The 25,170-nt window shown below is 65.5% G+C and carries 22 protein-coding genes and 1 tRNA gene; 9 read left to right on the top strand and 14 right to left on the bottom strand.

Translation table 11 applies throughout. The features are described from left to right. Positions 1-61: 61 nt before the first annotated feature. The 5 genes from ligA to HMP06_RS09115 all read right to left on the bottom strand — a co-directional run bounded on the left by ligA (position 62) and on the right by HMP06_RS09115 (position 5,793). On the bottom strand, positions 62-2,134 hold the full coding sequence (gene ligA / locus HMP06_RS09135; protein WP_176496811.1) for an NAD-dependent DNA ligase LigA: 2,073 nt from the start codon (positions 2,132-2,134) through the stop codon (positions 62-64). Positions 2,135-2,303: 169 nt separating this feature from the next. Further along, complete coding sequence (locus HMP06_RS09130; protein ID WP_232089571.1) at positions 2,304-2,543, bottom strand: hypothetical protein; 240 nt, start codon at positions 2,541-2,543, stop codon at positions 2,304-2,306. Between the two features lie 61 nt (positions 2,544-2,604). Further along, on the bottom strand, positions 2,605-2,811 hold the full coding sequence (locus HMP06_RS09125) for a cold-shock protein (RefSeq protein ID WP_176496810.1): 207 nt from the start codon (positions 2,809-2,811) through the stop codon (positions 2,605-2,607). 304 nt (positions 2,812-3,115) lie between these two features. Continuing rightward, positions 3,116-4,780, bottom strand: a complete 1,665-nt coding sequence (recN, locus tag HMP06_RS09120) for a DNA repair protein RecN (protein WP_176496809.1) — start codon at positions 4,778-4,780, stop codon at positions 3,116-3,118. A 62-nt stretch (positions 4,781-4,842) separates the two neighbouring features. After that, entirely contained in the window at positions 4,843-5,793 is a 951-nt protein-coding gene (locus HMP06_RS09115) for an outer membrane protein assembly factor BamD (RefSeq protein ID WP_176496808.1), read from the bottom strand. Between the two features lie 126 nt (positions 5,794-5,919). On the opposite strand from HMP06_RS09115, the gene HMP06_RS09110 reads away from it, so the two are divergent. Then, the gene (locus tag HMP06_RS09110) at positions 5,920-6,744 is read left to right on the top strand and encodes a class I mannose-6-phosphate isomerase (RefSeq protein ID WP_176496807.1); all 825 of its coding nucleotides are present in this window, start codon (positions 5,920-5,922) and stop codon (positions 6,742-6,744) included. On the opposite strand, the gene HMP06_RS09105 is transcribed toward HMP06_RS09110, so the two are convergent. Next, positions 6,741-6,968 (bottom strand): hypothetical protein, encoded by a 228-nt coding sequence (locus HMP06_RS09105; protein WP_176496806.1) that lies wholly within the window; start codon positions 6,966-6,968, stop codon positions 6,741-6,743. The two genes, HMP06_RS09110 and HMP06_RS09105, sit on opposite strands and share 4 nt — an antisense overlap. A gap of 19 nt (positions 6,969-6,987) precedes the next feature. Here HMP06_RS09105 and HMP06_RS09100 point away from each other — a divergent pair, with 19 nt between their 5' ends. Next, complete coding sequence (locus HMP06_RS09100) at positions 6,988-8,154, top strand: glycosyltransferase (protein WP_176496805.1); 1,167 nt, start codon at positions 6,988-6,990, stop codon at positions 8,152-8,154. A 93-nt stretch (positions 8,155-8,247) separates the two neighbouring features. Here HMP06_RS09100 and HMP06_RS09095 read toward each other — a convergent pair whose 3' ends face one another. The 5 genes from HMP06_RS09095 to yajC all read right to left on the bottom strand — a co-directional run bounded on the left by HMP06_RS09095 (position 8,248) and on the right by yajC (position 12,833). Further along, positions 8,248-9,345: a DUF3089 domain-containing protein gene (locus HMP06_RS09095; protein WP_232089570.1), complete on the bottom strand. Its 1,098-nt coding sequence runs from the start codon at positions 9,343-9,345 to the stop codon at positions 8,248-8,250. A 193-nt stretch (positions 9,346-9,538) separates the two neighbouring features. Further along, positions 9,539-9,934, bottom strand: coding sequence for an Mth938-like domain-containing protein (locus tag HMP06_RS09090; RefSeq protein WP_176496803.1), 396 nt, complete (start codon positions 9,932-9,934; stop codon positions 9,539-9,541). Continuing rightward, positions 9,934-10,890: a protein translocase subunit SecF gene (gene secF / locus HMP06_RS09085; protein WP_176496802.1), complete on the bottom strand. Its 957-nt coding sequence runs from the start codon at positions 10,888-10,890 to the stop codon at positions 9,934-9,936. Before secF ends, HMP06_RS09090 begins: the two co-directional genes overlap by 1 nt. A 13-nt stretch (positions 10,891-10,903) precedes the next feature. Further along, positions 10,904-12,484 carry a protein translocase subunit SecD gene (secD, locus tag HMP06_RS09080; RefSeq protein ID WP_176496801.1) on the bottom strand — a complete coding sequence of 527 codons (1,581 nt, stop codon included), beginning with the start codon at positions 12,482-12,484 and terminating at the stop codon, positions 10,904-10,906. Positions 12,485-12,488: 4 nt separating this feature from the next. After that, a complete protein-coding gene (yajC, locus tag HMP06_RS09075; protein WP_176496800.1) occupies positions 12,489-12,833 on the bottom strand; it encodes a preprotein translocase subunit YajC in 345 nt (114 codons plus the stop codon). A 157-nt stretch (positions 12,834-12,990) separates the two neighbouring features. Between yajC and HMP06_RS09070 the strand changes: the two genes are divergently transcribed. The 3 genes from HMP06_RS09070 (at position 12,991) to HMP06_RS09060 (ending at position 14,172) form a co-directional block, all read left to right on the top strand. Next, positions 12,991-13,302 (top strand): putative quinol monooxygenase, encoded by a 312-nt coding sequence (locus tag HMP06_RS09070; RefSeq protein WP_176496799.1) that lies wholly within the window; start codon positions 12,991-12,993, stop codon positions 13,300-13,302. A gap of 55 nt (positions 13,303-13,357) precedes the next feature. Beyond that, a complete protein-coding gene (locus HMP06_RS09065; RefSeq protein WP_232089568.1) occupies positions 13,358-14,029 on the top strand; it encodes a hypothetical protein in 672 nt (223 codons plus the stop codon). 66 nt (positions 14,030-14,095) lie between these two features. Further along, positions 14,096-14,172: transfer RNA gene (locus HMP06_RS09060), tRNA-Pro, on the top strand. A gap of 43 nt (positions 14,173-14,215) precedes the next feature. Here the strand turns inward: HMP06_RS09060 and HMP06_RS09055 are convergent. Continuing rightward, entirely contained in the window at positions 14,216-14,746 is a 531-nt protein-coding gene (locus HMP06_RS09055) for a GAF domain-containing protein (RefSeq protein ID WP_176498450.1), read from the bottom strand. Positions 14,747-15,247: 501 nt separating this feature from the next. Here HMP06_RS09055 and HMP06_RS09050 point away from each other — a divergent pair. Beyond that, positions 15,248-15,871 (top strand): response regulator transcription factor, encoded by a 624-nt coding sequence (locus HMP06_RS09050; protein ID WP_232089565.1) that lies wholly within the window; start codon positions 15,248-15,250, stop codon positions 15,869-15,871. Here HMP06_RS09050 and HMP06_RS09045 read toward each other — a convergent pair. After that, the gene (locus tag HMP06_RS09045; protein WP_176496796.1) at positions 15,847-16,578 is read right to left on the bottom strand and encodes a response regulator; all 732 of its coding nucleotides are present in this window, start codon (positions 16,576-16,578) and stop codon (positions 15,847-15,849) included. The two genes, HMP06_RS09050 and HMP06_RS09045, sit on opposite strands and share 25 nt — an antisense overlap. A 1-nt stretch (position 16,579) precedes the next feature. Further along, the gene (locus HMP06_RS09040) at positions 16,580-20,506 is read right to left on the bottom strand and encodes a PAS domain S-box protein (protein ID WP_176496795.1); all 3,927 of its coding nucleotides are present in this window, start codon (positions 20,504-20,506) and stop codon (positions 16,580-16,582) included. Between the two features lie 145 nt (positions 20,507-20,651). Between HMP06_RS09040 and HMP06_RS09035 the strand changes: the two genes are divergently transcribed. From HMP06_RS09035 to HMP06_RS09025, 3 genes are all read left to right on the top strand, one after another. Beyond that, a complete protein-coding gene (locus tag HMP06_RS09035) occupies positions 20,652-23,924 on the top strand; it encodes a S41 family peptidase (RefSeq protein ID WP_176496794.1) in 3,273 nt (1,090 codons plus the stop codon). Positions 23,925-24,121: 197 nt separating this feature from the next. Further along, a complete protein-coding gene (locus HMP06_RS09030; RefSeq protein WP_176496793.1) occupies positions 24,122-24,661 on the top strand; it encodes a glycoside hydrolase family 108 protein in 540 nt (179 codons plus the stop codon). A gap of 53 nt (positions 24,662-24,714) precedes the next feature. Beyond that, entirely contained in the window at positions 24,715-25,128 is a 414-nt protein-coding gene (locus HMP06_RS09025) for a holin family protein (protein WP_176496792.1), read from the top strand. The last annotated feature ends 42 nt before the right edge of the window (positions 25,129-25,170 follow it).

Here is a 25,170-nt window from a genome sequence, read left to right as displayed (position 1 = left end):
CAATCCTCGGAAACGATTCATGTTGCGTTGCAAAAAGGCATCACCTCCACGGGCGGGGGGGTTATCGTGCGGCGGCGACGATCTCCGCCCATCCGGCCTCATCGATCACCGAAATCCCTAGGTCTGCGGCCTTTTTCAGCTTCGATCCCGCTCCGGGGCCAGCCACGACTAAATCGGTCTTGGCCGAAACCGATCCCGACACGCGCGCGCCCAGCGTCTCGGCCTGCGCCTTGGCTTCGTCGCGACTCATCGTCTCCAGGCTGCCGGTGAACACCACCGTCTTGCCGCTCACCGGCGACTCGCGCACGGTCGAGACATAGGGGGTGGGGGACACTTGGCCGAGCAGATCGGCCCAGGCGTCGCGGTTATGCTGTTCGGCGAAGAAATCGATCAGCGCCTCCGCGACGACCGGGCCGACGCCATCGACCGACTCAAGTTCGGCGCGGGCCTCGGGCGCGTCATGGGCGGCGGTGGCGATCTCGGCGATCCGTTCGACCGTGCCGAACGCCTTGACCAGATCGCGCGCCGTCACTTGCCCGACGTGGCGGATCCCCAGCCCGAACAGGAAGCGCGCGGGGTCGGGCGACCGCTTGGCTTCGATCGCCGCGAGCAAATTCGCGGCCCACACGCGGCCGTCTTTCTTGCGCGCGAGCAATTGCGCTTCGCTAAGGCGGAAGATGTCGGCGGGGCTATGGATCAGCCCGTCGTGGAAGAAATCCTCGATCTGCTTCAGGCCCAGCCCCTCGATATCGAGCGCGGCGCGGCTGACGAAATGGCGCAGCCGCTCGATCCGCTGCGCCGGGCAGATCAGCCCGCCGGTGCAGCGGATATCGACTTCGCCTTCTTCGCGCACCGCGTCGGATTGGCATTCCGGGCAGACCGTGGGGAAGGGCCAGGGACCGCGGCTGGCGTCGGGCGTGCGGTTCTCGACGATCTGCGGGATCACGTCGCCCGCGCGCTGCAATACGACGCGGTCGCCCGGCCACACGCCCAGCCGCGCGATCTCGTCGGCATTGTGCAGCGTTGCGTTGGTTACGACGACGCCACCGACCGTAACGGGCGTCAGCCGCGCCACCGGGGTCAGCTTGCCGGTACGCCCGACCTGAATGTCGATCCGTTCCAGCGTCGTCTCGGCGCGCTCGGCCGGGAATTTGTGCGCCAGCGCCCAGCGTGGGGCCTTGGCGACCGCGCCGAGCCGATTTTGCCAGTCGAGCCGGTCGATTTTATAGACCACGCCGTCGATGTCGAATGGAAGATCTGCGCGCCGATGTTCGATTTCGGCGTAGTGCGTGAGCGCCTGCTCCATGCCGTCGCAGCGGATCAGCAGATCGCTGACCGGCAAGCCCCAATCGGCGATCGCGCGCATCACGCCGAACTGCGTGTCGGCGGGGAGGGCGGATGTCTCGCCCCAGCCATGCGCGAGGAAACGGAGCGGCCGGCTCGCCGTCACGGCGGCGTCCTTCTGGCGCAACGATCCGGCGGCGGCGTTGCGCGGGTTGGCGAATTGCCGCGCGTCCTTGCCCGTATCTTCCGCCTCGGTCAGCAAGCGGGCGTTGAGCGCAGCGAAATCGGCCTTGGCCATATAGACCTCGCCGCGGATCTCGAAAATGTCGGGCGCGGCACCGTTTAGGGTTTGCGCAATGTCGCGGATCGTCGCGACATTGGCGGTGACGTCCTCGCCAACCTGACCGTCGCCGCGCGTGAGCGCCTGCACCAGCCGACCGCGTTCATAGCGGAGCGAACAGGACAGGCCATCGATCTTGGGCTCCGCCGTCAGCGCAACGGGCGCATCCTCGGGCAAATTGAGAAACCGCCGCACGCGCGCGACGAATTCGCTCGCCTCGTCAGCGGAGAAGGCATTCTCCAGGCTCATCATCGGCCGCGCGTGCGCAACCTTGGCGAGATGCGCGGCGGGGGCTGCCCCCACCACAAGTGAGGGCGAATCGGTGCGGACGAGATGCGGGAATGCCGCCTCGAGTCCGGCATTGCGCCGCGTCAGCGCATCATAGTCGGCATCCGAAATCTCGGGTGCGTCATCGGTATGATAGGCGCGGTTGTGGTGCGCGATCTCCGCCGCCAGCCGCGCCAGTTCGGCGGCGGCGTCTTCATCATTGGCGGGGAGGGCGGTGCTCATGCCTGATGGGGTAGCGGAGGGCGGCGCGCCGGATCAAGCGCGCGTTCGTCATGCTGCCCGTTCGCCCTGAGCCTGTCCAAGGGCTGCGTGCCACACGTCGAGCGTCGTTTGTGGCACGCAGGGCTTCGACAGGCTTAGCCCGAACGGAATAGAGTTAGAGCTCGAGTGCCTAATCCTCGCTCGCATCCATTTCGGCGAGATGCTTGGCTTCCTCGTTCACCGAGCGGCGCTCGGCGGTTTTCTCGGCGCGCGTCGCCATTTCATCCCAGGCCTTGGCGGCGCGCAGGAAACGGCTGCGAACATTGTCGAGCGTTGCGGTGGAAGCGTCGGACTCGGCCTGGCGGGCGCGGTCGCGATAGAAGATGGCGGTGGTGTTCGTCGGAGGTCTCCGCGAGAATATGAGGGGCAAGATGGGGTGTCGTCACCCTGCCGAAGCAGCGGCGCGACACCCCGGTTCGCGTAAACGCGGGTTATGCCTGGGCGAGCTTGACCGCCGACATTTTGCCGCGGCGGTCCTCTTCCAGCTCGTACGAAACGCGCTGGTCACGATCGAGCGTTGCCATACCGGCCGCTTCGACCGCGCTGATGTGAACGAACGCATCGCCGCCGCCACCCTCGGGCGCGATGAAACCATAACCCTTGTCGGCGTTGAAGAATTTAACGGTGCCGATAGCCATAACTGCTTCCTTTGGTCCCGGTGCCATTGTCAAAATGCACTGGATGGGGCCGAGATCGAAGACGGATGCGACGTCCGGCCCCGGCCGGCGCATCCGATCACGTCAGGTCAACGTCGCGCGGAACAACCGCAGCGGACAGGCTGACCGAAAAGAGCGGAACGAGAGAACAAGAGCACGCATCCGATGCCAGGCAAGCGGGAGCGCAGAAGGTCTCTCAGCCGCGCGATGCTTGAGGGCAGACTCGCGCGATGCGGTGACGATAGCAGATTGTTACGGGAATGTCGCGGAGTTTAGCGGGCGCGGCTCATGCCGTCTCCAGCAACCGCTCCGCCTGCGCGCGGGCCTCGGGCGTGATCGTCGCGCCCGACAGCATCCGCGCGATCTCCTCGCGGCGGGCATCCTCGTCGAGCGACGTTACGCCGGTGCGCGTGACCGTCCCGTCATGGCTTTTGGCGATCAGCAAATGATGTCCGCCGCGCGCCGCGACTTGCGGGCTGTGCGTCACGACGAGCAATTGCGTGCCGCCCGCCAGCCGCGCCAGACGTTCGCCGATCGCGCTTGCGACGGCACCGCCGACACCGCGGTCGATCTCGTCAAAAATCATCGTCGCAGCACCGCCTTGCTCGGCAAGTGCGACCTTCAGCGCCAGAATGAAGCGCGACAATTCGCCGCCGCTCGCGATCTTCACCAACGGCGCGAACGGCGCGCCCGGGTTGGTCGAGATTTCGAACTCGACGCGGTCCTTGCCCGCCGCCGACCAATTCTCCGACGGGGCCGCAGCGACGACAGTGCGGAAGCGCGCCGCGTCGAGCTTTAGCGGCACGAGCTCCCCCTTGACCGCCGCATCGAGCCGCAACGCCGCCTCGGTCCGAACCGTACTCAGCGCATCGGCCGCAGCATCATAGCGCGACCGCGCGGCGGCGAGTTTGTCTTCGAGCGCTGCCAGCCCTTCCTCGCCCGCCTCCAGCGCCGCCAGCTTGCCCGCCAGCTCGCTTGCCAGATCGGCCAGCTCATCCGGCTGCACCCGGTGCTTGCGCGCCATCCCGCGCAGCTCGAACAGCCGCGTCTCATCCTCTTCCAGCGTCGCCGGATCGAACCACAGATCGGCCTTCGCCACGCGCAGCCGCTCCTCGGCGACCGCCCCCTCGATCACCGCGCGATCGATCGCCGCCAGCGCATCGGCAAAGGCGGCGTGGTCGCCCGCGATCCGTTCCAGCACCCGCGCCGCCTGGCGTAGCTGCGACAGCCCGCCATCCGATCCTTCGAGCCAATTGTCGATCGCCGCCAAACCCTCGGCGATCTTCTCCGCGCGCTGCATCGTGCGGCGGCGATCGGCGAGCGTCTCCTCTTCACCCGGTTCAGGGGCCAGCGCGCGCAGTTCGCCGACGGCATGTTCGAGCCATTCGCGGTCGCGCTGCGCCGTATCGATCCCGGCGCGCGCGGCGGCCAGCGCCCCCTCGGCCTCGCGCCACGCCTTGTACGCCGCGGCGGTCGTGCCCGCATCGACGCGCCCGAACGCATCGAGCAGCGCACGATGCCCGCGCGCATTGAGCAGCCCGCGATCGTCATGCTGCCCGTGGATTTCCACCAGCCACGTTGCCAGTTCGCGCAGCAACCCCGCCGACGCCGGCTGATCGTTGACGAAGGCGCGGCTGCCGCCATCGGCCTTGACGATGCGGCGGATCAGCAGCGGCTCGCCCGGTTCCACGTCGAGCCCGTTTTCGGTCAGCAGCGCGACGATCGGCCCGTCGGCAGGCGGCGTATCGAAGGTTGCGGTGACGACGGCCTGCGCCGCGCCCTGCCGCACCAGCCCGGCCTCGCCGCGCGCGCCGAGCGCCAGGCCCAGAGCGTCGAGCAGGATCGACTTGCCCGCGCCGGTCTCCCCGGTCAGCACGCCAAGGCCTGCGCCGAACTGCAAATCGAGTGCTTCGATCAGCACGACATCACGAATGGCGAGAGAGTTCAGCATCGTGCCGCTCCCTTTACCCGAGCTTTGCGTGTTCCGGTATCGTTCTTTTTACGCGCAGCGCATCAATTGCCGCGGTTGGGACTGCTCGGGTTGTTCGTCGCGGAGGTGCCGACCGGGGCCGCGCTGGTGTCGCGGTTGATCTCGCGCTTTTTCTTGAGGTCGACCGGCGCCGGGGTCCCGACATTGGGCACGACCGGCTGGCCCGTCGCGATCGCCGCGACGGCGACCGGCGGATGCTCGCCCGACAATTTGTAGGCGCGCGCATACCATTGCGTGCCCGGATAGTTCGCGCCCAGCACGGCGGCGGCCTTGCGGGCTTCCTCCGGTACCCCGAGCGCCAGATACGTCTCGGTCAGTCGCATCAGCGCCTCGGGCGTGTGCGTGGTCGTCTGATAATCGTCGACCACCTTGCGGAACCGCCCGGTCGCCGCGAGCCACTGCCCGCGCGTTTCGTAGAAGCGCCCGATCTCCATTTCCTTGCCGGCCAGATGGTCGCGCACCAGATCGACTTTCAGGCGGGCATCGGCGGCGTAGCGCGTGTTGGGATAGCGCCGCATCAATTCGCCCAGCGAATCGAGCGCTTGCTGCGTGATCTTCTGGTCGCGCGTCACATCGCTGATCTGCTCGTAATAGCCGAGCGAGATGAGATAATAGGCATAAGGCGCGTCGCGGTTGCCCGGATGGACCGACAGGAAGCGCTGCGCCGACTGGATCGAGGCGGTGTAATCGTGCGCCAGATAATAGCTAAACGAACTCATCAACTGCGCGCGGCGTGCCCATACCGAATAGGGATGCTGCCGCTCGACCTCGTCGAACAGCGCGGCGGCGAGCTTATATTCCTTGTTATCCAGACGCTTGCGTGCCGCCGTGTAAAGGGTCCCGACATCGCGCGCGACGTAGGGAATATCGCCCTTGTTGCGGTTCTGCGCGCAGCCGGTGGTGAGCGCGCATCCGGCGATCAGGACGACCGCAAGGCTGCGGGCGAGGGGCGAGCGGGTAAGGGGGGTACGCATCGCGAGCGGTCTTAGCGCAAGCGCGCGGCCGCGAACAATGTTTTTCAGTGGGCCGTTTCGGTGAACGGATCACTTGGCCGTAACGATGCGTTTGCATTACTGTCCGACCACAGGAGATCGCCCACCGTGACCGCAACCCTGCTCGCCACCAAACGCGTCGAAAAGCCGTGGGGCCGCACCCATTTGTGGCCCGGTTTCGCCGATCCTGCACCCGGGGGCGCGAAAGTGGGCGAAGTCTGGTTCCAGACGCCGCACGCGGGCGAACCCGAATTGCTGATCAAATATCTGTTCACCAGCGAGAAATTGTCGGTGCAGGTCCATCCCGACGATGCGCAGGCGCAGGCCGCCGGCTATCCGCGCGGCAAGGACGAGGCCTGGCTGATCCTGGCGGCGGAACCCGATTCGACGATTGCGATCGGCACGCTGGCGCCGATGACGCACGAAGACCTACGGGTGGCGGCGCTCGACGGTTCCATCGCGCACAAGCTCGACTGGAAATCGGTCAAGCCAAGTGATTTCATCTACAACAAGGCCGGCACGATTCACGCGATCGGCGCGGGGATCACCTGCGTCGAAGTCCAGCAGAATGTCGACCTGACCTACCGCCTCTACGATTATGGCAGCGACCGCGAACTGCACCTCGACGCCGGCGTCGCGGTGTCGGATGGCGACCCGTTCGTGCCCTTGCCGACGCCCGCGTCTGACGGCGGTGATCGCCAAATTCTGGCCGAAGGTCCGAAATTCGTCGTCGAACGCTTCGCGGGTGGCCATCGCGTAGTCGATCTGCCCGAGGGCGTGACCGGCTGGTTCGTCCCCGTCGCTGGCGCGGGTGCAGCCGACGGCGTGGCTTGGACAGCAGGCGAATGCCTGACCCTCACCGGACGTAGCGAGATCACTGCGAACGCGGGCAGCGACCTGTTGCTGGCGTATCCGGGGGACAAGCGGCTTTAGAAAAAGAGGTTCACGCGAAGGCGCGAAGAGAAGGTAAGAGCGCGAAGGTTTTTTGCTTTGCCGAAGGCGATAGCGCGACCCGTTGCTCCATCCTTCTTGCTCATAAAAGGGCATGCGACGGCCACGGCGATATCGCCTTCGCGGCCTTTTCTGCTCTTCGCGCCTTCGCGTGAACCACCTTCTTCTGCAGCGGCCCCGACACTTACAAACGCCGCGTAAAGCATTTCAGCCTATAAACGCACGATGCTCCGCGTCCTCACGCTCTCGACCCTGTTCCCCGACGCGACGCGCCCGAATTTCGGGGTTTTTGTCGAGCGGCAGACGCTTGGGCTGGCAGCGCATCCCAATGTCGAACTCCGGCTGGTCGCGCCGGTTGGCCTGCCGCCTTGGCCGCTCAGCCGCCACGCGCATTATGCCGACCTCGCCCAACTGCCCGAGCACGAGACTTGGAAAGGCCTCGACACCTACCGCCCGCGCTTCACCACGCTGCCCGGCACTGGCGGGCGTTTCCATGCGGGCGCGCTGACGCGGCGGTTGATCCCGCTGCTCACCCGCCTCCGCCGCGATTTCGCGTTCGACGTGATCGACGCCGAGTTCTTTTTCCCCGACGGCCCCGCCGCCGTCGCGCTGGGACGGCATTTCGGCGTGCCGGTGTCGATCAAGGCGCGCGGCGCGGACATCCATCATTGGGGCCGTGCCGCCCCCACCGGCACGCAAGTCATCGCCGCAGGTCAAGCAGCGGACGGCGTGCTCGCGGTCAGCCAGGCGATGCGCGCCGACATGACCGCACTCGGCATCCCGGCCGATCAGATCCGTGTGCATCACACCGGCGTCGACCTCGACCGCTTCGCCCCGCGCGACCGGATCGCGGCCAAGGCGGCATACGGAGTCACCGGCCCGCTGATCGTCTCGCTCGGCGCGCTGATCCCGCGCAAGGGGCACCACATCGTCATCAACGCGCTGGCCGCGCTGCCGTCCGCCACCCTGCTGATCGCAGGGGATGGCCCAGAGCGCACCGCGCTCACCGCGCAGATCGCGGCGCTCGGGCTGGGGGAGCGCGTGCGACTGCTCGGATCGGTGCCACATGCTGATCTTCCGGCATTGCTCGGTGCGGCCGACGTTATGGCGCTGGCCTCGTCCTCCGAGGGCCTCGCCAACGCCTGGGTCGAGGCGCTGGCGTGCGGCACGCCGATCGTCGTAACCGATGCGGGTGGGGCTGGGGAGGTGGTGACCGATCCCGCTTACGGCCGGATCGTCCAGCGCAGCGGGGACGCTTTCGCGGCTGGGATCGCCGAGCTTCTGGTCAATCCGCACGCACCTGACGCCGTCCGCCGCGGGGCGGAGGGGTTCACGTGGGACGCCAACACCGCCGCGCTATATGAGCATCTGGCGGCGCTGGTCGCGCAATAATCCCGCTTGCGCTCCGGCGCAGGCCGGAGCCTTGGGTGCACGCGACACGCCTTACTCCCAGCGCTCCGGCGTTCGCCGGAGCACAGCGGCCGATTACTGCTTCGCCGCCCCCTGCTTACCCAACCACGCCTTCGCCTGCACCGCGCTCAGTTCGACCAGATCGCCCATCACCACTGGCATGTCGAGCAGATGCAGCCCCCAATCCTTCAGGATGCCGCCACCGAACGCGATATCGCCGACGATCGTGTCGGTGCGTGCATCGCTCGATACGGCGTTGACCGTCATCGCGAGGTAGCTGAACTTGCCGCTGGCGGTGCACGCAACGCTGAGCAGCCCCGGCACCTTGACGAACGGGGTGGTGACCGGCGCGCCATCGCTCGACCACGGCCCCTGCGGCGCGCTCGACAAGCCTGCGCCCTTCGCGCCGAGATAGGCGTCGGCGGTCGTCGTCTTGCCGCGCAGCGCCACCGGATTGACGCACGCCGCGGTCATGCCTGGTTGCGCCACGCCGCCGAAGCGGCTGTTCGGCGGGGGCGGGGCATCGGCGCGGAACGTGACATAGCTGACCACGCAGCCCGTCTCGCTCGCCTTGCGGCACAACGGCGTGGATTTCAGATCACCGCCCACGTCCTTGCCAACCGGCACGGCCACGTTGGTGCCGGGGATCAGCACGGAGATGATCTGCTTCTGTACCGGCGTCCCCTCGATCGCATCGGCGACCAGCGTCTTGAGCACGCCCGACCCCTGGCTATGCCCGATCAGCACGACGCCGCGGCCGTGATTGTCGTACGCCAGATATTCCTCCCACGCGGCTTTCACGTCGCGATACGCCATTGCCCGGTCGATCGCGACCGGACGCCCGCTCAGCGCGGCTTGCAAGCCGGACAGGGTCACCTGGCGATAAAGCGGCGCGAACACGCGGCAATGTTTGGTGAAACGCGCCGCCTGGAACGCGGCGACGCTATTCTCCTCCGGTCCCGCCTGCATGTCGCTGTTAGGCGTGCGGTCCATCGAGACGGTGGGATAGACGTAAAAGCAATCGAATCGCGCGTCCTTTGCCGGGGTAAAGCGTTCCAGGCTGCGCGATCCGTCGGCCTTGACGATCGTCGCGCTCTGGTCGGCGCTGCACGGGTCGGCGCGGCCGGGGCGGCACAGCCAGTTTTGCGGCTGGGTATAGTCGGGCGTGGTCACCGGAGCAGGGCTGGGCTGGGGCGCCGCCTGGGGGGCGGGCGTCGGAACGGGCGCTGGAAAAGGCGCCGGGGCGGTGGGCGCAGTTTGGGCCCATGCCGGTGTCGCGACCAGCGCAAGCGTGGCCAAAAAGGCTTTCATATCCGACTCTCCCCATTACCCGATCCGGCGACAGATAGCCGCCCGTACGGCGCGATTAAAGCGGATACAGCGCGCCCACCACCCAGCGGCCTTCGCCACGCAGCACGGCCCAGGCGCGCGCGGCGGCGCGGCTGTCCATTGCCTCGACGCCGATGCCCAGCGCCTCGACCGCGCGGACGAAGGCAGGGGGCGGGCGCTGCATCGTCGCGCCAGTGCCGAGCAGCAGGAATTCGGGACGCGGATCGATCGCGAGCAGCGCCGCCAGTGCGTCGGCACCGATCATGTCGAGCGGCGGTGGTGACCATTCGGCAACCGCGTCGGGTGAGATCGTCAGCGCGCGGTACACGCCCTTGAAACTGCCCGCCTCGACCTTGAACCCGCCCCCGGAAACCTCACTGCGCGAAAAGCCGGTAATGATCGGCCCGGCCCCGCGTTCGGCATCGATCCGCATCAGCGTGCGGCGTTTTTGCTCGGTACCGCAGCTTCGTCCGCCAGCTTCGGGTCGGGCCGCAGTCCGAGCGAGATGAGCAGCGACGACGACACGTAGATCGATGAATAGGTGCCGACGAAGATGCCGAGAATCATCGCGGCGGTGAAGCCGCGCAGCACATGCCCGCCAAAGATCAGCATCGCGAACAGCGCGAGCAGGATCGTCAAGGAGGTCATGACGGTACGCGGTAGCGTCTCATTGACCGACAGATCGATGATCTGCGGCATATCCATCTTGCGATAGCGGCGCATATTCTCGCGGATCCGGTCATCGATCACGATCTTGTCGTTGATCGAATAACCGATGATCGTCAGCACCGCGGCGACGATGTTGAGGTCGAATTCGAACTGCGTCAGCGCGAAGAAGCCGAGCGTCATCAACACGTCGTGGACGATCGCGACGACGGTCGAGACGCCGAACTGCCATTCGAAGCGGAAGATCGCGAACAGGCCGATACCGAGCACCGCGAGCACGACCGCGAGGATGCCGTTCTGGATCAGTTCGCCCGATACCTTGCCGCTGACCGAGCTTTGTTGCGAGAAGGTCGCGTCGGGGAAATCCTTCACCACCGCGGCATGGACGGTATCGACCACGCGCGCAGTCGCGCCTTCATCGGCGCTTTTCACCGGGGGCAGTTTGATCGACACGGTCCTGCCATCGAGGCCGACCGCCTGGAGCCGCGGTTCGCCGAGGTTGAGCCGTTCGACCGTCTCGCGCAACTTTTCGACCGAAGGCGGCGTCTGGAACTTCTCCTCGATCGTCAGGCCGCCGACGAAATCGACGCCGAGGTTCAGACCCTTGGCGAAGACGATGGCGACCGCCGCGATCGTCAAGGCCACCGTCAGCGCAAACGCCCAGCGGCGCAGCGATACGAACGGCAGATTGGTGTTGTCGGGGACGAGTTTCAGCAAGCGCATCGTATCTGGCCGATCAAATGTTCATGTCGGTCGGGCGGTTGCGGCGGATCCACAACACAACCAGCATCCGGGTAAAGGTGACGGCGGTGAACACCGACGTCGCGATCCCGATCAGCAGCACGATCGCAAAGCCCTTAACCGGGCCGGAGCCGAGCACGAACATGATGATGCCCGAAATCGCGTGCGTCGCATTCGCCTCGAAAATCGTGCGGCTCGCTTCCTTATACCCAAGCTCGACCGACTGGATGACCGATCGCCCTCGCCGCCGTTCCTCGCGGATGCGCTCGTTGATCAAAACGTTCGCATCGACCGCCGTACCGATCGTCAGCACGAAGCCCGCGATCCCCGGCAGCGTCAGCGTGCCGCCGATCAGCGCCAGCACGCCCATGATGACGACGACGTTGATGACCACCGCATAATCGGCATAAAAACCGAAGCGCCCATAGGTCGCGATCATGAACAGGACGACCAATACGACCGCGAGCGCCGAGGCGGTGAGGCCGGCATTGATCGATTCCTGTCCGAGATCCGGCCCGACGCTTTGTTCCTGCACCACCTTCAGCGCGATTGGCAGCGCCGAACTCAGCGCGATTGCCAGGTTGTTGGCGGATTCGACGGTGAAGCCACCCTCGATATAGCCTTGCCCGCCCAGGATCGGCGTGTTGATCGACGGCGCGGAAATCACCTGACCATCGACCACCACGGCAAAGCGCTTGCCGACATTATTCTGCGTGATCCGCGCGAACTTCGCACCACCTTCGCTGTTGAAGGTGAAGTCGACGATCGGGCGATTGTCCTCCTGTTTGAACGACTGCTTCGCGCTCACCAAGTCGCTGCCGGTCAGCACGGCTTGCCGCCGCACGATGATCTGTGCGCCCGGTCCCTGTTCGGGATAGGGAAGGACCTGGGTACCCGCCGGCAGAATCACGCCGGGGCTGTACGGCGTGTCGGACACCATCTTGAATTCGAGCTTGGCGGTCTTGCCGAGCAATTCCTTGAGCTGCTTCGGGTCCTTCAACCCCGGGACCTGCACATCGATCCGGTCAGCGCCCTGACGGCGGACGTCGGGTTCCTTCGTACCAAGCTTGTCGATGCGCGAGCGCACGACGTCGGTCGCGGTCTTCATCGCATCGTCGATTGCCTGCGTGATGCCGGCCTGCGTCGGTGTCATCACGATGCGACCGCCGTCGATCACCTGCAAATCCCAGTCGCGCTGTGCGGTGTAGCCGACGCCGTTGGTCTGCTTGTTCAACCGCTCACGCGCGGCATCGATCTGCCGGACATCGCGCAGCAAGAAGGTCAATTTGCCGCCATCGGTCGCGATGTCGCCGATCGAGATCGCAGGTTTCGCGGCCATCGCGGTGGCGATCTGCTCGCGCTTGGCCTCAACCCGGTCGTCGATGAACTTCTTGGTATCGGCCTCGAGCAGCAGATCGACGCCGCCCGCCAGATCGAGCCCGAGGTTGATCCGCGGCAGCGGCACGCCCCAATTGGCGGTGACCGATGTCGGGATTACGCTCGGCACCGCGAGCGCCATCAGGCACCCGAGGAACAGCAGGATCGAAACGACCTTCCAGCGCGGGAAATCGAGCATCGTATCAGTCGTTCGCTGGCTTGCCGGAGCCCGAAGGCGTCACGTCGGCGAGCGTCGCCTTGACCACCTTCACCTTCATCGTCGGCGCGATCTCGACTTCGACGAAGCGTTCCTCGACCTTCACCACCTTGCCGACGATGCCGCCCGCCGTGATGACCGAATCGCCCTTCTTGACGGCGGCGATCGTCGCGGCCTGCGCCTTGGCGCGCGCCTGCTGCGGCCGCAGGATCAGCATATAGAAGACCACGAAGACGAGCAGCAGCGGCCCGAAGTTAAGCAGCATGGCAAGGAAGCCGTCGGGCTGCACGGCGGCACCGGCGGTTTGGGCAAAAGCGGGCGTTGCGAACATGGGCTACCTTGGTAAAGCAGGGTTCACCTGCGCGGAAACGCAAGCGGACTGGCGCGACCTTGCGGCCTCGCTACAAGCGGCGCGCGCTATCATCACTTGCGCGGCGTGGCAACGGGCGTTGCTGTTCTACGCCCGCGCGCCGACCACGGAGTCCGCCATGACCATCCTCGTAATGGGCCACATCAAGACCGCCCCCGGCGACGCTGCCCGGATGACCGACTTGCTCACTGCGCACATGGCGACCACCGCCGCCGAGACGGGGTGTGACTTCTACAACTTCGCCTTCGACGCGGTCGACCCCGACATCATCCGCATCTCCGAACGCTGGGAAAGCGGTGAAGCGCTCGCTGCCCATGGCACCGCCGATCACCAAAAGGCGTTCGGCCGCGCGCTGCGGGATTTCACGGTTCTGGAAATGAGCGTGAAGGCCTGGGACGGGACTTTCTGGCGCACGCTCATCGGGGATTGAGGTTGTTTGAGGCCAAAACGCGCGTGCCGCGTTGAGCCAGGCGATGGGAGACCGCATGTTCAAATATCTTGCCGCCGCCGCAATGGTGATCGCCCCCGCCGCCGCATTCGCGGATTCGGGGCGCGAGCAACTGACGCAAACCGCCTTCGCCGCACGCGATAAGGCTGCCGCGCTTGCCCAGATTGCGAGTGTCGAGGCGGCGGCGAACGCAACGCTGGCGCGCGCGCCGGGCGATAGCGAGGCGCAGATGACGCGTGCAATGGCGGTCAGTTACCGCGCGAAACTGTCGAAAAGTCGCACCGATGCGCTCGCCGCAAAGGCGCAGTTCGAGGCACTCGCCGCCAAGAACCCGCGCGATGCCGAGGCGCAGGCGGCCATCGGTGCATGGCATTTGAACGCGGTCGAGGCGCTTGGGGGATTCGCGGCCCGTGCCGCGCTCGGCGCGCGCAAAGCGACCGGCGTGGTCGCGATCGATCGCTCGGTCGCGCTCGGCGGTGGCCGTGCGCTGTTCCCCGGCCTCGCGGCGCTGCTACGCCTGTCGCTTGACCCCAAGGATGCGGCCGCACCTGCGTTGCTCGACGCGGCGGCGAAGGGCTCGACCCCGACGACGCTCGACCGCCTGATCCAGCGCCGCGCGGTGCAGGTGGCGGCGGTGGTCAAAGGCGGCGATCCCCGACTGATCCAAACCCTCGCCAAGCGCTTGCTGCCGCTCGGCCAGTTCAAATGAAGCACGGTTCCGCCACACAGTGGGTTGCATCTCAGCGCCGCCCGGCTTAAGCGCGCTTCCCTCGGTCGGGGCGTAGCGCAGCCTGGTAGCGCATCACACTGGGGGTGTGAGGGTCGCAGGTTCGAATCCTGTCGCTCCGACCAAGTTTTTCCAACTGGCAGGCCATCGGCTGGCCGTCCGCTTCCGTCACCGGCGCGCAGCGGCAGCGCTAGCTTCGTTTGGGCGATCATCGAGCGCGCGTTGGATAACCAGGTTCGCGCGGCGTTTTTCCAAAAGCACCATCACTTGCGCTGCCATCGCCTCGAGCGCTGACGTATCGTCGCCGCTCCACTGCGGGCGGGCGACCGTGACGATCACGTTCAACGTTCCAAGGCAGCGCTTCAGCGGCGTTATCAACGGCGCCCCTGCATAGAAGCGGATCCGGGGGCCGGCAGCCACCAGCGGATTGAACGCAAAGCGGCCATCCACTGCCGCATCGTGTACAATCAGCGTCTTCCCGCTCGCGACGACATGCGTGCAAAAAGCTTCCTCGCGATCGGTTTCGGCCAAACTGATGCCGATCCGGGCTTTGAACCATTGACGCTGTTCGTCGATCAGCGAGATCGTTGAAATCGGAGCCTTAAAATGCTTGGAGGCAACCCGTACGAAATGATCGAAATCGATTTCTGGCGGAGTATCAAGAATACCGTAGCTTTCCAATGCCGCCAATCGAAGCATTTCGAAAACCGGATGTTCTGGGTTTTTTCGGTTAGAATTCATAGCTAATATTCATAGAACAATCCTTCATCAAAAGATAAAACGATGAAGATGATCGAATGTTCCGCTCTATAGCTTTGTATATATTATTACCAGTAGTATCAGCAGTTTTATTTGAAATTAGGTCCGCGACACTGAATTATCGCAAGTATGTAACCCGTGGCGTCGTCAGAATTCAGGTCGCGGCTCACACCAACCCCAGCCGCACGTCGCGTCGCTGGACGCCATTGCCCCACGGATTCGGCTGGGACGATGCCCGGCCAGAAGACCAGTGTATGATGAAGGCGGGCAGGGCGAGTTCGACAGCCGCGATGGCGATCGGTCGCGGCAGGCGGTCGATCGGTAGGCCTGTCGCCGCTTACCATTCCACCCGCGCGATCGACACTTGCAAACCCATTCTAAAGTATGACAGCAAGTCAGACCAATTTTTCGTACACGTGTATCGCTGAGGAGAGAGTAGCGTTGGCTAAAGCCATCTTGATTGCAGACGACCATCCGATGTGCGCCGCCGCCTTGGGCATGGCCGCGCGCGAGGTTGCGCCCGATGCGACGATCGAACAGGCCGGAACGCTGGCGGCCGCGGTCTCCCGGGCAGAGCAAGGCCCGTTCGACCTCATCCTGCTCGATCTCATGCTACCCGATGTTCAGGGCCTCGCCGGACTTCTGATGCTGAAGCGGTTACAGCCGACCGCACGCATCCTGATCGTCAGCAGCAGCGATCAACCCGCCGTAATGCGCCGCGCCGCGCGCGAAGGGGCGAGCGGCTTCATTTCCAAAAGCGCCGCGATGAGCGCGATGATCGCGGCGATTGCGGCGGTTTGCGCAGGCGGGCAATCCTTCCCGGACGAAATGTATGTCGATAGTGATGCCGATGCGGGCGTCTCGCTGATCGGGGAATTGTCGCCGGCGCAGTTTCGCGTCCTGCGCGCCGCCGCTGATGGCAGCCAAAACAAGCAGATCGCGTATGAACTCGGTATCGCCGAGACGACGGTCAAGACGCATTTCGCCCAGATTTTCCGCAAACTCGGCGTCACCAATCGCACGCAGGCGATCCTGGCGCTTCAGGCGCTCGACGTCGCCGCCTGATCGCGCGACGCGACGCGCGCCAGCGCGATCGCTTTGACGGTGGCGGCCGCGCAGGCCGCGATCGCCGTATCATCGCGCTGGCCCTCGCGTTCGATCTGGTGACACAAATGCGCAAGCTCCGTCGCGCCGATTCCTTCGGATGCGCCACGCAACGCATGCGCCTGCGTCAATGCGGTGGCGGTGTCCCCCGTGGTCAGCGCCGCGACGATCACCTCGGCGCGCTCGGCAATGTCGCGCTCCATCATCGACAGCAGGATGTCGGCTTGCCGTTCGCCGAGCGCGATGCGTAACTCGGCGACGCGGGCCTCGTCGAGCAGGCGCGCGCTCGGCTGCGGCACGGTTGCAGCGGCAAGCAGGCGGTCGATCGTGGCGATCAACTCCGCTGCGTCGAACGGCTTGCGGAGATAGTCGTTCGCGCCCGCCGTGATCGCCATCTTGGCGTGCCATTCGCTGCGCCGCGCGGTGAGGATGAGCACGGGCAGCGTGGCGAACATGGCCGATTGCCGCAGCTCGCGGAGGATCGTCAGGCCGGTTTTGCCCGGCAGCGCGCAATCGAGAATCACCAGATCGGGTCCGTTTTCCCACAGCGATTCGAGCGCATCGTCGCCGTCGCGCACCGCCACCACGACATGGCCGGCCGGGGTCAGCGTGCGGGCGACGATCTGGCAGAACAGTTCGTCGTCATCGACGATTACGATCCGCGCCATCTCAATGCTTCCCGTGCGCCGCACGGCGGAGCTCGGCTCGCGCGGTCTCCAGCATTTCGGGCGTCGCCGTCAGGCGGCTCAATTGCTCGTCATACCTGGCGGCCATCGTGCCGAGCGCAGCCTTGCCGAAGAAGGCCGCAGTCCCCGCCAGCCGGTGCAAAGCCTCGCGCAGATCGTCAATGACATCTGGGGTCAGGGGTGCTGCAAGCGCGGCGTCGAGCAGAGCGAACATGCGCTGCATCCGCGCATCGAACTGCGCGATCATCTCGGGGTCGGCGCCTGCCGGTACGGGGGCGGGCGCAGGCGCGGCGGCGGTCGGCGCGACTGCCCATCGCCGCACGAGCTGATCGAGCGCGGCAAGCTGCACCGGCTTGGCGAGATGGTCCTGCATCCCCGCCGCGCGGCACGTGTCCACGTCACTGGCATAGGCATTTGCTGTCAAGGCGACGATCGGAAGCGTCGCCGCGGTCGTCCCGCCGCTGCGGATCCGCCGTGTCGCTTCGATCCCGTCAATCTCCGGCATCTGCATGTCCATCAGTACCAGCCCAAAGGGCTGTCCTTGCATAAAAGAGTCCTGAACCATCGTCACGGCCTCAACACCGTTACGCGCGATCACTGGACTGTGCCCGAGACGTGTCAACATAGCCTTTATGAGCAGTTGATTCACGTCGTGATCTTCAGCGACCAAAATCCGCGTCCGTGCGATCGGCGGCAGGTTTTCGATCGGACCGGCGGCGGGCGGTTTATCCTCCACCGCAGCGGGCGCGGTAATCAGCGGGATGCGCAGCGTGACGGTCGTGCCCACCCCAAGTGCACTGAACAACGACAGCCGTCCTCCCATCAGCTTGGCCAGTTCGGTCGAAATGGCCAGGCCCAGGCCCGTTCCGCCATAGGCGCGATTGGTCGCGGCATCGGCCTGGACGAAATTGTCGAAGATCGCGGTCTGCCGGTCGGCGGCAATGCCGATGCCGGTGTCGCCGACCGAAATCACCAATTCCCCCCCGGCCACTGCGACGCTCAGCACGATCGCCCCTTCGGCGGTGAATTTCGCGGCATTGCCCAGCAAGTTCAGGATGATCTGGCGTAGCCGCAGCCCGTCCCCGCGCACCGTTTCCGGGACATCCTCGGCGATGGTCGTGCTGAGATCGATACCGGCGCGCATCGTCAACGGCATGATCAGCGCGGCACACCCTCGTGCCAGATGCCGCAGATCGATCCGGTCGTGCGCCAATGTGACATGCCCCGCCTCGATCTTCGACAGATCGAGAATGTCGTTGAGCAGCCGCATCATCGACTGGCCGGAATCGGCGATCATCTGGAGTTTCTGTTGCTGATCCGGGCGGGGCTCCTCCGCCAGCAGCAGTTCGGCAAAGCCCAGCACGCCGTTCATCGGGGTACGAATTTCGTGGCTCATATTGGCCAGGAAGCTCGACTTCGCCTGCGCTGCCACCTCGGCATGGCGGCGTGCGCGGTCTAGCGCGAATTCCAGTTCCTTGCGGAGCGTGATGTTGCGGACCGAACAAATGATCTCGCGCGGCGCTTGCGTGTCCGGGTCGCGGACCAGTCCGCTGTTCGATTCGAGCCAGATCCATGTACCCGCCCGCGCCGTATCCAGCGGTTCCGAACGATAGGCGATGACGAGCCGGTCGACTTCGCCCGTCGTCAAGGTACGATAGGCGGCGTTCACCGCTTCATTGTCGTCGGGGTGGAAGCGGGTGAGCATATTATGCCCAACCACGTGGCGCGGCGGGACGCCGATTAGATCCTCCACCGACGGCGAAGCGTACAGGCACGTCCCATCGAGTGAGAGTCGGAACACCGCGTCGGTGGCATTCTCGGCCAGCAGGCGCAATTGCTCCTCGCGCTCGGCCAGCACCTCTTCAGCCCGCTTGCGCTCCGATATGTCGATGTTGACGCCGATAAAGCCGATACGCTTGCCCGCGGAATCGACCTCGGGGGCAGTCATCACCTCCACCCAGAGATCGTGGCCGTCTCTGTGCTGGAAGCGGAACTCGGTGCGCAACTCGCCCGTGCCGTGCACGACCTCTGCCCATTGTTGCGATACGCGGGCCAGATCGTCCGGGTGGATCGCGGCACCCCAATCCGATCCCATCGCCTCATTTTCCGCCAGACCGGCAATCGCCTGCCAGGCCGCGTTAACATAGGTCACGCCGCCCTCGCGATCCGCCCGGAAAATCCCGGCCGGCGACAGTTTTGCGAGCGCCTCGAACAACCGCTGGCTCTTGGCCAGCGCGTCGCGCGATGCACGCTGCTCGGTGATGTCGACGATCGCGCCGATGAAGCTGCTGACGTTGCCCTCGTCGTCAAACTCGGCGGTGTTCACCACTTGTACCCAGATGATGCCGCCATCGGGGCGAAGAAACGGGACTTCGCGCCTGCGGACTTCGCCGGGAGTGAAATTCACCCACGGAGGCTGGCGGAAATACTCCTCCGGATCGGCCAGCGCCTCCATCCAGCGGTGGCCGACCAATTCCTCGATCGGGCGATCGATCATGTCTGCCCACGCCTTGTTGACATAGCTGATCGTGCCATCCGCCGCGCCGAGATAGACGCCCACCGGTGCTGCTTCTGCGACCCGGCGGAAGCGCGCCTCGCTGTCGGCGAGCGCACGCTGCGTGACGACGGACTGGGTTATATCGCGGATCGTGCCGATCGTGCCGTCGAACGCACCGTCATCGCTCGCGAGACGGCGCAGCGTTACTTCGATTTGGCGGGTCTCGCCGGATTTCTTGCGGAACCGCTGGTTCAGCGTCGCCTCGCTTACCGCGCCGCTGACGATGTTGGGATAGCCTCTGCTCGCGAGGGCCAAATCGTCCGGCAGGAGCAGGCGTGAGGTCTGCCAGCCGAGACTTTCCGCGACGGTATAGCCGGTCAGCGTTTCCCACGCTGGATTGAGGAAGATCCACCGTCCCGCCGCGTCCGAACGAAACACTGCCTCCTGCATGGTCGACACGAGCGTGTCGGAAAAATCGCGGCTCCGCTTCAAGTCGCGTCGCACCCGGTCGCGCCCGGCCAATGCCGAGGCGAAGGGCAGGCCGATCGCGAATGCGATGACCAGGAACAATTGCAGCATGTGGATTTGCGCGGGCAGCGTCGCCTGGATCATCGCGATCGGGCCGGTCCCAGCGATCGTCGCCGCCGTCGCGATGACCGATACGACCAGGATCGCCGCCGCCGTGCCGAGCACGCCTAGCCGGAACGTCGCGACGATCACCATCGGCAGCGCGAGGAACAGCAGCGGATAGGTCGATTGCCCGAAGACGACCGCCGACACGATCGCGTTCGCGCCGAGCACCAGCACGATCTCGCCGAAGCGGGCGGGGCTGATCGTGTCGCGTTGGGTCCACGCATGCATTCCGATCAACAGGATCGGCCCGAGGATCATTGTGCCCAAACCGTTGGCGACCGTCCATTCGAACCACAGGCTGAAAATCGGGCGGCCCGATCGCACGCCCATGAACAGCGCGGCGGCCAACCCCGACACCACCGGCGCCACCACCGCACATCCCAGCACGAAACGGAGTACGTCGGGCAAGTGCGTCATGTCCGGGACATGCTTTTTCCAACGCAAGACGAGCCAGCAGCCAATGGCTGCCTCCGCACAATTGAACGCCGCCAGCACGACGGAGCCGGGCAATCGATAATGGCCGAAAATATTCGACAAGACGTATCCGACGAACGCCGCAGCGACCCAACTGACTGCGCTACGCCGATTGCTATGCAGCAGCACCACCGCGAGTACGCCGTTTGCCAGCCACAACGGGGAAATCGTCGTGCCGTTGCGCGACAGCGCCATGCCGCCTGCGGACAGCAGGAAAATCAGCGCGGCGAACGTCCCGCGTGTCACGATCCAGCGTATGCGCTGCTCCAGCGGGGACCGTCTGGCCAGTTGGTCGATCGTCTCCATGCGCTCCCTGCTGGACGGCTTAGCTTAACCAAACCCTAATTGGGTCCGTGGCCGCTTGTGGGGCGGGCGGATTTGCGCTTTGTTGCCGGTAATTGCCGGACCGCAAACCGCTAATCTCCACGAGCTTGAAAAAGGGGCTTTTTTGATGACATTCCGACGCCTGGCGCTGGCGGCTGGTTGCCTCCTCGCGACGACCGCTTTGGCGGCACCGCCGGCCCGCGCGCAGGTCGCCCGCCCTGCCTTTGCCGAGCCGAGCCTTTCGCCCGACGGCAGCCTGATCGCATTCGCATCCGGCGGGGATATTTGGGAAGTCGCGGCAAGCGGCGGGATCGCGCGTCCGCTCGTCTCCGATGCGGCCACCGAAGGCCGCCCGTTGTATTCGCCCGACGGGACACGCCTCGCCTTCACTTCGACACGCGGCGGCAGCGCCAACATCTATGTGCTCGATCTCGCCAGCGGCGCGGTGACGCGGCTGACCTATGCCGAGGCGGGGGAGGAGCTCGATGCCTGGTCGCCCGACGGAAAATATCTCTATTTCGCCAGCGGCGTGCAGGACGTCGCTCGCCAAGCCGACATCTTCCGCGTGAGCGCCGATGGCGGCACGCCGATGCAGGTCAGCCGCGAAAAATTCCTCGCCGAATTCCAGGCCGCGCCGTCGCCTGATGGCAGCACGCTCGTCATCAACGCGCGCGGCATCAGCGGCGGGCAATGGTGGCGCAACGGCACCAGCCATATCGACGAGACCGAGCTGTGGCTGAAGCCCGTGGCCGAGGGCACGCCCTATCGCCGACTGCTCCCCGGCGGTGAAAAGCACGCCTGGCCGATGTGGAGCCGCGACGGCCGCAGCATCGTCTATATGTCGGCGCGCGGTGGGGTCGAAAACCTCTGGCGCGTCGGGCTCGCCGACGGGGCGGCGCCCGAACAACTGACGCGCTTCACCGATGGCCGCTTGCTCTATCCGTCAATCGCGGCGAACGGCGCGGGGATCGTGTTCGAACGCGATTTCGGCGTGTGGCGCTTTGACCCGGCGACCGGCCAGACCGCTGCCATCCCGATCACGCTGCGCGGTGCCGCCAGCGCCACGCCGAAGCGCCACGAAACGCTCGCCAGCTTTCAGCGCCTCGCACTGTCATCCGATGGGCAAAAGGTCGCCGTCATCGGCCATGGCGAGGTGTTCGCCGCCCCCGCCAAGGACGGCGGCCCGGGCCAGCGCATCACCACCACCGCGGGCGCGGAGCGCGAAGTCACCTGGTCGCCCGACAGCCGCCGCGCGCTCGTCATTTCCGAACGCGGGCTCGATCATCGGCTGGTCGAATATGATGTGGCGAGCGGGCGCGAGACGATGCTGACACAAAGTGGCATTGCCTCCACCCCGGCCTACGCCCCCGACGGCAAGTCCGCCGCCTATGTCCTCGACGACCGGGAACTCCACGTCGTCACGCTTGGTGGTGTGGGCACCGCCCGAACCGACCGGATCGTCTTCACCGGCGCCATCTCGACCGACGAGCGCGACGGCCCGCGCCCGGTCTGGTCGCCCGACGGCCAGTATATCGCCTTCCCCGTGCTCGACGCGCGCGCCTTCGTGAACGTCCACGTCGTGCCCGCAGCAGGCGGCGCAGCGCGACCGGTCAGCTTCCTCGGCAACGGGCAAATGGGTGGCATCGCCTGGTCGCCCGACGGCAAATACATCCTGTTCGACACCGCGCAACGCAGCGAGGATTCGCGGATCGTGCGGATCGATCTCCTGCCCAAGGTGCCGAAGTTCAAGGAAGACAAGTTCAACGATTTGTTCAAGCCCGGCAAGCAACCGGGCACGACCCCAGATACCCCCGGTACCCCGGCCGAAACGCCCGCGCCCCCCGCTCCCAAGCCGTTGCCGGTGGCGGCAAAGAAGGGGACCGCGGCGCCACCACCGGCGCCGAAGGTCCCGCCGGTCACGATCGTGTGGGCGGGCTTGCGCAACCGCGCGACCATCCTCCCGCTCGGGGTCAACGCCGATACGCCGGTCATCAGCAGCGACGGCAAGACGCTCGTCTTCCGCGCCCAGGAAAAGGGCCGCGCGAACCTCTACAGCTACAATCTCGATGAACTCGCCGACGAACCCCCGGTGGCGCAGCAACTCACCCAAAGCGACCGCCCGAAGGGTGATTTCGCGTTGGCCGGCGACGGCAAGACACTCTTCTATCTCGACGGCGGTCGCGTCATCTCGACCCCGCTCGACACCCCCAAGCCCAAGCCGATCCCCGTCGCCGCCGAAATGGACGTCGATTTCGCGACCGAAAAGCAGATCGTGTTCGATGAGGCGTGGAGCATCCTCGACCGCAAATTCTTCGATGCGGGCTTTAACGGCCATGATTGGAAGGCACTGCGCGCGCGCTATCAGCCGTTCGTCACCGGCGCGCGTACGCCCGACGAACTGCGTCGGATCATCGGGCTGATGATCGGCGAGCTGAACGCCTCGCACACCGGCATCAACCGCCCGCCCGGCGGCCCCGGCGCGCTCCCCACCAACCGCGTCGGCGATCTCGGTCTGCGCTTCGATCGGGATGCGTATGAAAGCGGGCGCGGGCTGATCGTGCGCGAGGTCGTTACGCTCGGCCCGGCGTCGATCGAGAAGATCGTGCCGGGCGACCGCATCGTCAGCGTCGGCGGCGTCGCGGTCGGCGGGAAGGGAAATCTTGATGCTATGCTCGAAAACACCGTTGGCCGCCGGGTGCGGCTGGGCCTGGTCGGCGTAAGCGGGCCCCGCACCGTCACCGTGCGCCCGGTCTCGGTCGGCAGCGCGGCGGGCCTCGCCTACCGCCAATGGGTCGACGACCGCCGCGCTTTGGTCGATCGCCTGTCTGGCGGTAAGCTCGGCTATGTCCACATCGCCGACATGTCGTCCGACTCGCTCGATCAATTGTATCTCGATCTCGATGCCGAAAATCAGGGCAAGCAGGGCGTTGTGGTCGATCTGCGCAACAACAATGGCGGCTTCGTCAACGGCTATGCGATCGACGTGTTCGCGCGCAAAAACTATCTGACGATGACGCCGCGCGATCTGTTCCCAATCCCCGGTCGTCAGGCGCTGGGACAGCGCGCGCTCGGCAAGCCGACCGTCCTCGTCATCAACGAATCCTCGCTGTCGGATGCCGAGGATTTCACCGAAGGCTATCGTTCGCTCGGCCTGGGCAAGGTCGTGGGGCAGCCGACCGCGGGCTGGATCATCTTCACCGGCGGCGAGCAACTCATCGACGGCTCCTCGGTCCGCACGCCGAGCACGCGGATTCAGGATGGGCGCGGGCAGGACATGGAAATGCACCCCCGCCCGGTCGATCTCGCGGTCGAACGCCCGCTGGGGGAAAGTGCGGCTGGTACCGATGCACAGTTGAGTGCGGCGGTGGACGTGTTGCTGGGGGAGGTGGGGGCGAAGTAGGCGGACTCGGCCACCTTCACAGCGTCGTCACCCCGGCCTTGTGCCGGGGTCCACCGCGCCGCAACGCGCGACCTTTGCCATCGACGGCGACGCTTGCTGCTTGGTGGACCCCGGCACAAGGCCGGGGTGACGATTAGTCATGTCCTACGTAAAACCAAATAGGTTACTATTCCGCCTCCCCAAGCAGGAGGCACCGTATGACAATCGACCAACTCATCGACGCCGTACTCGATCGCGAAGGCGGCTATTCGAACCATCCGGCCGACCGTGGCGGCGAAACCAAGTTCGGCATCACGACCGCCGTCGCCCGTGCCAATGGCTATGACGGCGTGATGCGCGATCTGCCGGTCGGCACCGCGCGCGCGATCTATCGCCGTCTCTACTGGCTCCGTCCGCGGTTCGATGCGGTCGCCGCCCAAGCGCCCCTGGTGGCAGCAGAACTGTTCGACACCGGCGTCAACATGGGGCCGCCCGCTGCGGTCGCCTTCCTCCAGCGCGCGCTCAATGCGCTCAATCGCGGCGCGACCGATTATCCCGACATGCCGGTCGACGGCCGTATCGGCGCCATCACGCTCGCCGGGCTCGCTGCCTTCCTCGCGCGGCGCGGGGCAGGGGGCGAGCGCGTCCTGCTCAAGGCGATCGAGGCGTTGCAAGGCGAACGCTATCTCGCGCTCGCCGAACGACGCCCCGCCAATGAAGCCTTTCTCTATGGCTGGCTCGCCAACCGCATCGGTTAAAAGACCACCGTTGGTGTGACTCGTGTGACTTTACGGACAATAGGAGACGAAAAATGGGACTTCTCGACGGCAATATCGGCCCGATCGCGGCGATCATCGATAAGATCATTCCCGATCCCAAGGCGCGCGACGAGGCCAAGCTCAAACTGCTCACGCTGCAGGGGTCGCAGGAAATGGAGCAAGTGAAGACGCAGATCTCGGCGATCATGGCCGAGGCGCAAAGCACCGACCCCTGGACCAGCCGCGCGCGGCCGAGTTTCCTTTATGTGATGTATGCGCTGCTGCTCTGGGCGATCCCGATGGGATTGATCGCGGCGGCGCAACCGCAAATGGCCAAGGACATTGCAGCCGGCATGAATGCCTATCTGAACGGTATTCCGGAACCGCTCTATGCGCTCTTCGGCACGGGCTATCTCGGCTACACGGCAGCCCGGTCGTGGGGGAAGGCCAAGGGGGTGGATCGGTAAGGCGGTGTTTAGCCCCTCCCCTTCAGGGGAGGGACTTTAGAA

Origin of the sequence: Sphingomonas sp. HMP6 (assembly GCF_013374095.1) — a bacterium.
Classification (GTDB): Bacteria; Pseudomonadota; Alphaproteobacteria; order Sphingomonadales; family Sphingomonadaceae; genus Sphingomonas.
This window is presented reverse-complemented; position numbering and strand designations above follow the sequence as displayed.

Excerpts from the sequence above, each read along its gene's own strand:
- ligA (WP_176496811.1), bottom strand. The coding sequence starts at position 2,134 with ATGAGCACCGCCCTCCCCGCCAATGATGAAGACGCCGCCGCCGAACTG.
- HMP06_RS09125 (WP_176496810.1), bottom strand. The coding sequence starts at position 2,811 with ATGGCTATCGGCACCGTTAAATTCTTCAACGCCGACAAGGGTTATGGT.
- recN (WP_176496809.1), bottom strand. The coding sequence starts at position 4,780 with ATGCTGAACTCTCTCGCCATTCGTGATGTCGTGCTGATCGAAGCACTC.
- HMP06_RS09115 (WP_176496808.1), bottom strand. The coding sequence starts at position 5,793 with ATGCGTACCCCCCTTACCCGCTCGCCCCTCGCCCGCAGCCTTGCGGTC.
- HMP06_RS09105 (WP_176496806.1), bottom strand. The coding sequence starts at position 6,968 with ATGCTTTACGCGGCGTTTGTAAGTGTCGGGGCCGCTGCAGAAGAAGGT.
- HMP06_RS09100 (WP_176496805.1), top strand. The coding sequence starts at position 6,988 with ATGCTCCGCGTCCTCACGCTCTCGACCCTGTTCCCCGACGCGACGCGC.
- HMP06_RS09090 (WP_176496803.1), bottom strand. The coding sequence starts at position 9,934 with ATGCGGATCGATGCCGAACGCGGGGCCGGGCCGATCATTACCGGCTTT.
- secF (WP_176496802.1), bottom strand. The coding sequence starts at position 10,890 with ATGCGCTTGCTGAAACTCGTCCCCGACAACACCAATCTGCCGTTCGTA.
- secD (WP_176496801.1), bottom strand. The coding sequence starts at position 12,484 with ATGCTCGATTTCCCGCGCTGGAAGGTCGTTTCGATCCTGCTGTTCCTC.
- yajC (WP_176496800.1), bottom strand. The coding sequence starts at position 12,833 with ATGTTCGCAACGCCCGCTTTTGCCCAAACCGCCGGTGCCGCCGTGCAG.
- HMP06_RS09070 (WP_176496799.1), top strand. The coding sequence starts at position 12,991 with ATGACCATCCTCGTAATGGGCCACATCAAGACCGCCCCCGGCGACGCT.
- HMP06_RS09065 (WP_232089568.1), top strand. The coding sequence starts at position 13,358 with ATGTTCAAATATCTTGCCGCCGCCGCAATGGTGATCGCCCCCGCCGCC.
- HMP06_RS09055 (WP_176498450.1), bottom strand. The coding sequence starts at position 14,746 with ATGCTTCGATTGGCGGCATTGGAAAGCTACGGTATTCTTGATACTCCG.
- HMP06_RS09045 (WP_176496796.1), bottom strand. The coding sequence starts at position 16,578 with ATGGCGCGGATCGTAATCGTCGATGACGACGAACTGTTCTGCCAGATC.
- HMP06_RS09040 (WP_176496795.1), bottom strand. The coding sequence starts at position 20,506 with ATGGAGACGATCGACCAACTGGCCAGACGGTCCCCGCTGGAGCAGCGC.
- HMP06_RS09035 (WP_176496794.1), top strand. The coding sequence starts at position 20,652 with ATGACATTCCGACGCCTGGCGCTGGCGGCTGGTTGCCTCCTCGCGACG.
- HMP06_RS09030 (WP_176496793.1), top strand. The coding sequence starts at position 24,122 with ATGACAATCGACCAACTCATCGACGCCGTACTCGATCGCGAAGGCGGC.
- HMP06_RS09025 (WP_176496792.1), top strand. The coding sequence starts at position 24,715 with ATGGGACTTCTCGACGGCAATATCGGCCCGATCGCGGCGATCATCGAT.